This window comes from Candidatus Anaplasma sp. TIGMIC, from assembly GCF_028204095.1.
Taxonomy (GTDB): Bacteria; Pseudomonadota; Alphaproteobacteria; order Rickettsiales; family Anaplasmataceae; genus Anaplasma.
Window position 1 is genome coordinate 1 of sequence record NZ_JAQLOH010000047.1, and the last position, 5,693, is coordinate 5,693.

Annotated in this window: 3 protein-coding genes; 2 read left to right on the forward strand and 1 reads right to left on the reverse strand. The window is 44.6% G+C overall.

Going from position 1 to position 5,693, the window contains the following annotated elements; translation table 11 throughout:
- Window positions 1-693: 693 nt before the first annotated feature.
- Window positions 694-1,431 carry a 3-oxoacyl-[acyl-carrier-protein] reductase gene (fabG, locus tag PGW94_RS04265; protein ID WP_271758979.1) on the reverse strand — a complete coding sequence of 246 codons (738 nt, stop codon included), beginning with the start codon at window positions 1,429-1,431 and terminating at the stop codon, window positions 694-696.
- Window positions 1,432-1,673: 242 nt separating this feature from the next.
- Here fabG and putA point away from each other — a divergent pair, with 242 nt between their 5' ends.
- A complete protein-coding gene (gene putA / locus PGW94_RS04270; RefSeq protein WP_271758984.1) occupies window positions 1,674-4,805 on the forward strand; it encodes a bifunctional proline dehydrogenase/L-glutamate gamma-semialdehyde dehydrogenase PutA in 3,132 nt (1,043 codons plus the stop codon).
- Between the two features lie 126 nt (window positions 4,806-4,931).
- The coding region (locus PGW94_RS04275) for an aldehyde dehydrogenase family protein (RefSeq protein WP_271758982.1) at window positions 4,932-5,693 on the forward strand (762 nt) is incomplete at its 3' end.

Below are 5,693 nucleotides of genomic sequence, written 5' to 3' on the forward strand. Positions count from 1 at the left end.
TATTAGCGCAAACACCATCAATTGCACAATAAACTGCTGGATGGCGTATAAATGCCCGGGATCGCATATTGTAGCGTTAGAGCCATTCTTTACAAGAACGTAAAGCGTCCCCGAACTATTGCCTGTATAACAACCTTTTCAGGGTATGTTATATTTGTTATAGTCTGCCCCACTATTTAAGAAATAGCCTTACTTTAATCTTGCTTATTTCCAGTCAACTTGCCGTGTATCTGGATAAGCTAAATCACGTTACAGGTAAGAAGTAAAACTACTCTACACGCTGCAGTCTTAGGACTTATATAGGGACAGCACAGAACATCTATGCACGACCCACTCTATGTCACTATAGGTGATGCGATAAACAGGAGTTGAGCTGTATCTCAACCCATCCAGTGCACTGGTAGACATTACGTAACAGGACATACTACCGAGATCAACACTGTAGAATAGTACCTTTGGTTCACTTGCGTAACAAGCTGAGTGCTGTTGCTACAGGATATCTCAAATTAATCCTGAAAAATACTAGCTAAGACACTGCAGACTTCGATCATGTACCAACCGTCATGTAGTCAGTCCAATAACCGGCAGTATTCTTTCTCTATTTGTTATAAACCAAGAGTACACGACGGTACGAGTTCGTAGACCCAGCGCCCAATTACAGAGCCCTTTATGCGTACAAATACGGTACCGCGGCTAGTACATCAACATACCGCCATTGACATGTATGGTCTGCCCAGTTATGTACCTACTCTCCTCGCTAGCAAGGAATAACACAACAGATGCTATCTCTTCAGCAGTTCCCATACGACCCAGAGGTATGCTGCTGAGTATCTGCTCTTTCTGCTTATCTGGCAGGACTGCTACCATTGGAGTATCTATAAACCCTGGTGCAACGCAGTTGACTGTTATACCACGTGATGCGAACTCTAGAGCAAGTGTCTTGCTCATACCTATTATGCCGGCCTTGGATGCAGAGTAATTAGCTTGTCCGACGTTGCCAGATATTCCAACAACGGACGATATGTTTATAATCCTACCGAACTTGTTCTTTAGCATCGCCTTGCAGGCGTTCCTATTAATCTTGAAAACCGAAGTTAGGTTAACAGCAATGACCTTGTCCCAGTCTTCATCAGTGATACGCAAGGACAGCTTATCTATGGTTATTCCCGCGCTGCACACCACACCGTCTATTCCAGACATAGCATCTACTGCCCGATCAACAAGAGTATCGACGTTTGCTGAGTCTAAGAGGTTGCACTGCACGATATGAGTGTCAGTTTCACACCTTGACGCCACTTCCTTCAACGCATCCAATCTTGTTCCTGTTATGCAGAGCTGCGCTCCTGCTTTAGAAAGCAGTGCCGCAATCGCCGCACCTATTCCTCCAGAGGCTCCGACAACCAGAAATTTCTTATCACGTATCTTATACATACCGGGCTTCCATCTCTTTAGACATATATTCGTCGCTCCTCGCTACGCTAACTAATTTGTTTGATAAGTGCAATATTATTTGATAGCATAACGGTGTTTTTCTTGCTTTACAGGCCCTTGCACATTGGGCTTTCGCCCTGCTAAGGTGTGTTTTCGGTTCTTCAGCGCGTGAATTGCTGCTAGAGGTTGTGAAGATAGGCAGGCTGCGTTGGTGAGTGTTTTAAAGGAGATGACAGTATATGATGATGAGTTCGTTGCAATTGCCCGATGAGCTTCGCAAGCGCATGCAGGGAATGTATAATGCCGATGAGAAGAGTTATGTAAGATACCTTACTGAGCGCACCGAAATCTCTCAAGACTCAAAGGTGAGAATATACAACCTTGCAAAGCAGATAATAGAGAAGGTACGTTTTAGCAAAAGTGCAACGATAATTGATGCATTTATACAGGCATATGGCCTTTCTACGGAAGAAGGTGTGGCGCTGATGTGTTTAGCGGAGTCTCTCCTCAGGATCCCGGACGACTGTACGATAGATGAGATGATCAGGGATAAAATAGCACGGGCGACGTGGAATAAGCACATAGGAAGTTCCTCTTCCATATTTGTTAATGCTTCTACGCTTGCGTTGTGTGTAGGGGCAAAGATATTGAAAGAGGTTGATGATTCAAGCTGGTACAGTGTCCTTGGTAATCTTCTTAAGAATATGGGTGAGCCCATAATAAGGAAGGCGGCGATACAGGCCATGAGCATACTGGGAAATCACTTCATAATGGGTAAGGATATAGAGAGCGCGGTAGCAAAGAGTAGGGAGTCTGGGCAGCTGTGTTCATATGATCTGTTGGGTGAATCTGCCAGAACAAAAGAAGATGGGGAACGGTACTTCAATGCCTATATGAATGCAATTGAGGTTATAGGGAAGGAAGATATAGGAAGTACTGTTGCCGATAGGCATGGTATATCGGTTAAGATTTCTTCTCTACATCCAAGGTACGATTTTACCCAAATAGATTATGTCCTAGATGATATCGCAGGAAAGATTCTAGAGCTTTGTAGAGAAGCAAAGAAACACAATATAGGTGTAACACTCGATGCGGAGGATGCTCGTAGGCTTGAAGCATCCCTTATTATATTTGACAAGGTATTCTCAGATAAGTCTCTTGATGGCTGGGAAGGGCTTGGTATTGCTGTTCAGGCATATCAGAAAAGGGCTTTAGGGGTGCTTGATATCGTTGAGGATATAGCGATACGGGCAGGCCGCAAGGTGATGGTGAGGTTGGTAAAAGGTGCATACTGGGATTACGAAATAAAAAGCGCTCAGGAGCAAGGTTTGGATGGATACCCGGTTTACACGAGGCGTGCGTATACTGACGTGTCTTACTTCTCTTGTGTGCAGAGGATTTTGAGCAAGCCTAATACTTTCTATCCGTGTTTCGCTACACACAACGCATACACGCTGTCTTCTATTCTTGAAGTTGCAGATAAAGATCATCCCGGCTTTGAGTTCCAAAAGCTGTATTCAATGGCTCCTGGATTGTATGAGTATGTTGCCGGAGAGGTTGCGCCTAGCATCAAGTGTAGGGTTTATGCGCCCGTGGGTGGATATACAGACCTATTGCCATATCTTGTAAGAAGGCTGCTAGAGAATGGTACGAATAGTTCATTCATTCGTATGACAAACGACAGTGATGTGCCTGCTGAACAATTGTTGGCGGATCCGTTGGAAAAAGCTAAGAGTTTTGGGTATCTCCCGCATCCTGCTATACCTTTACCTTCTGGGTTGTTTTCCGATAGGGTTAACTCTGCTGGCGTGAATATTGTTGATTCTCTCGCAATGTCGGTGCTGGAAGAAGAGGTTAAATCCTTCGTTGGCGTTAGTTTCAAGGCAATGCCGATAATAAATGGTGTAGAAGTGGAAGGCGAAGCTGCTGTTGAGGTTTTTTCGCCAGCAAATCTTAGTAATAAAGTGGGTGAGGTGTCCTTTGCTACGAAAGAGCAGGCGTTAGAGAGTCTAGATGCTGCGCATAAGGCATTCAACAAGTGGCAGAGTACCTCAGTAGATGAGCGTGCGACTATTATGGAAGCTGCTGCTGATTTACTAGAGAAGGAAAAAGGGAAGTTCTTTGCATTGCTGATTCAGGAAGGAGGAAAAGTAATTTCCGATGTAGTGGCAGAGATAAGAGAAGCAGTAGACTTCTTGAGATACTACGCAGCGCTAGCTCGGAAGGAATTGGTAGAACCAATAAAGTTGCCTGGTCCATCCGGTGAAGAGAACTACATGTACTTCGAGAGCAGGGGTGTGTTTGTATGTATATCACCATGGAATTTCCCATTGGCAATATTCATAGGTCCGATAGCGGCAGCGCTTGTCGCTGGAAATACCGTCATAGCAAAGCCTGCTGAACAGACATCTATAGTCGCATATGAGGCAGTGAAGCTAATGCTTAGAGCTGGCGTACCTGGTGATGTGCTTCATTTTATACCTGGTAAGGGGGAAGTATTAGGTGATGCGCTTGTGAAAAGTGACCGAATCGCAGGTGTTGTATTCACGGGGTCTACAGAGACTGCTAACGTCATTAATAGAACTCTTGCACAGCGTAATCGTGATATTGTGCCTTTCATAGCTGAGACCGGTGGTATAAATGCTATGATTGTCGATAGCTCTGCATTGCTTGAACAGGTATGTGATGATGTTATCAACTCCGCATTTAAGAGTGCGGGTCAGAGGTGTTCTTCATTAAGGATACTATTGCTACAAGAGGAAATTGCTGATCGGCAGATAGCATTTATAAAGGGTGCTATGGATACCTTGAGGCTTGGAGATCCTATGCAGCTTAGTACTGATATAGGTCCAGTGATAGATCAGCCATCTCTAGACATGCTTATGTCCTATGCGGACAGTCTAAAACAACGTGGAGTCAAGTTGGTTCATAAGCTAGATGTAGGTCATTTGTCTGATACTGAAGGATATTATTTCCCGCCGCATGTGTTTGAGATCGAATCAGTGTCTGAAGTGGAAAAAGAGGTATTTGGGCCAATGTTGCATGTTGTTAGGTATAAGAAGTCAGACTTGCGTAGTGTTCTTGATGCTGTTAACAGCACAGGGTATGGCTTGACCTTTGCTATACAGAGCAGGATACAGAGTAATATAGACTACATTACTGAAAGGATAGGTGCTGGTAATGTCTATGTTAATAGAAACCAAGTTGGTGCTGTAGTCGGTGTGCAGCCGTTTGGCGGTCGTGGTCTTTCCGGTACTGGGCCGAAGGCAGGTGGTCCTCTCTATCTTCATCGGTTTGTTACTGAGAAGACTGTTAGTGTGAATTCTACTGCCTTGGGATGTAACGTTGATTTGGCTTGTTTATCTGAGGAATGAAGTAATTGCCGTTTTTAGTGTGTGGGGCCTGGATATCGTAAGTTTTGTACCTCGTTATAGTGGTAGTGTGTGTTTCACAGGTCCAAAAGATAAGGGGGGGGGGTATTTATTTAAATGCGAAGGAGGATGGATACAGGAAGCGATAATTGCATATTCGCTGTGACTGCCATTGAAGAGGAGTTAAAGAATTTTTCTGGTTTAAGAAAATCAGTGCCCATCATAGATGGCAAGGATTTGGAAGAGAATGGAAAAGCTGTTGAGGTTTTCTCTCCTGCTGATCTGAGTCTGAAAGTTGGTGAAGTGGTATTTGCAACAGAAAAACAAGTATTAGAAAGTCTGAGTGCGGCGCAGCGTGGGTTTAAAAGGTGGCAGTTTAGTGCAGTGGAAGAACGTGCTGTCATTTTGGAAAAAGCTGCGGACTTGATTGAGAAGGAGCGAGGTAAGTTCTTTACTTTACTAATACGGGAATGTGGTAAGGTGATCTCGGATGCTGTAGCTGAGGTGAAGAAGACGACATCGTTGCTGCGGTACTATGCTGCGCTCGCTCGCAAGGAGTTGATCGAGCCAATAAAGCTTCCAGGGCCATCTGGTGAAGAGAACTACATGTACTTCGAGAGCAGGGGTGTGTTTGTATGTATATCACCATGGAATTTCCCATTGGCTATATTTCTTGGTCCTGTGGCGGCTGCGCTAGTAACTGGAAATGCAGTTGTAGCAAAACCTGCTGAGCAGACATCTATAGTAGCGTATGAAGCGGTTAAGCTGTTATACAGAGCTGGTGTACCAAGAGATGTTCTCCATTTCATACCTGGTTGGGGAGAAGTGCTGGGTGAAACCCTAGTCAACAGTGACCAAATCGCAGGTGTTGTATTCACGGGGTCTACAGAG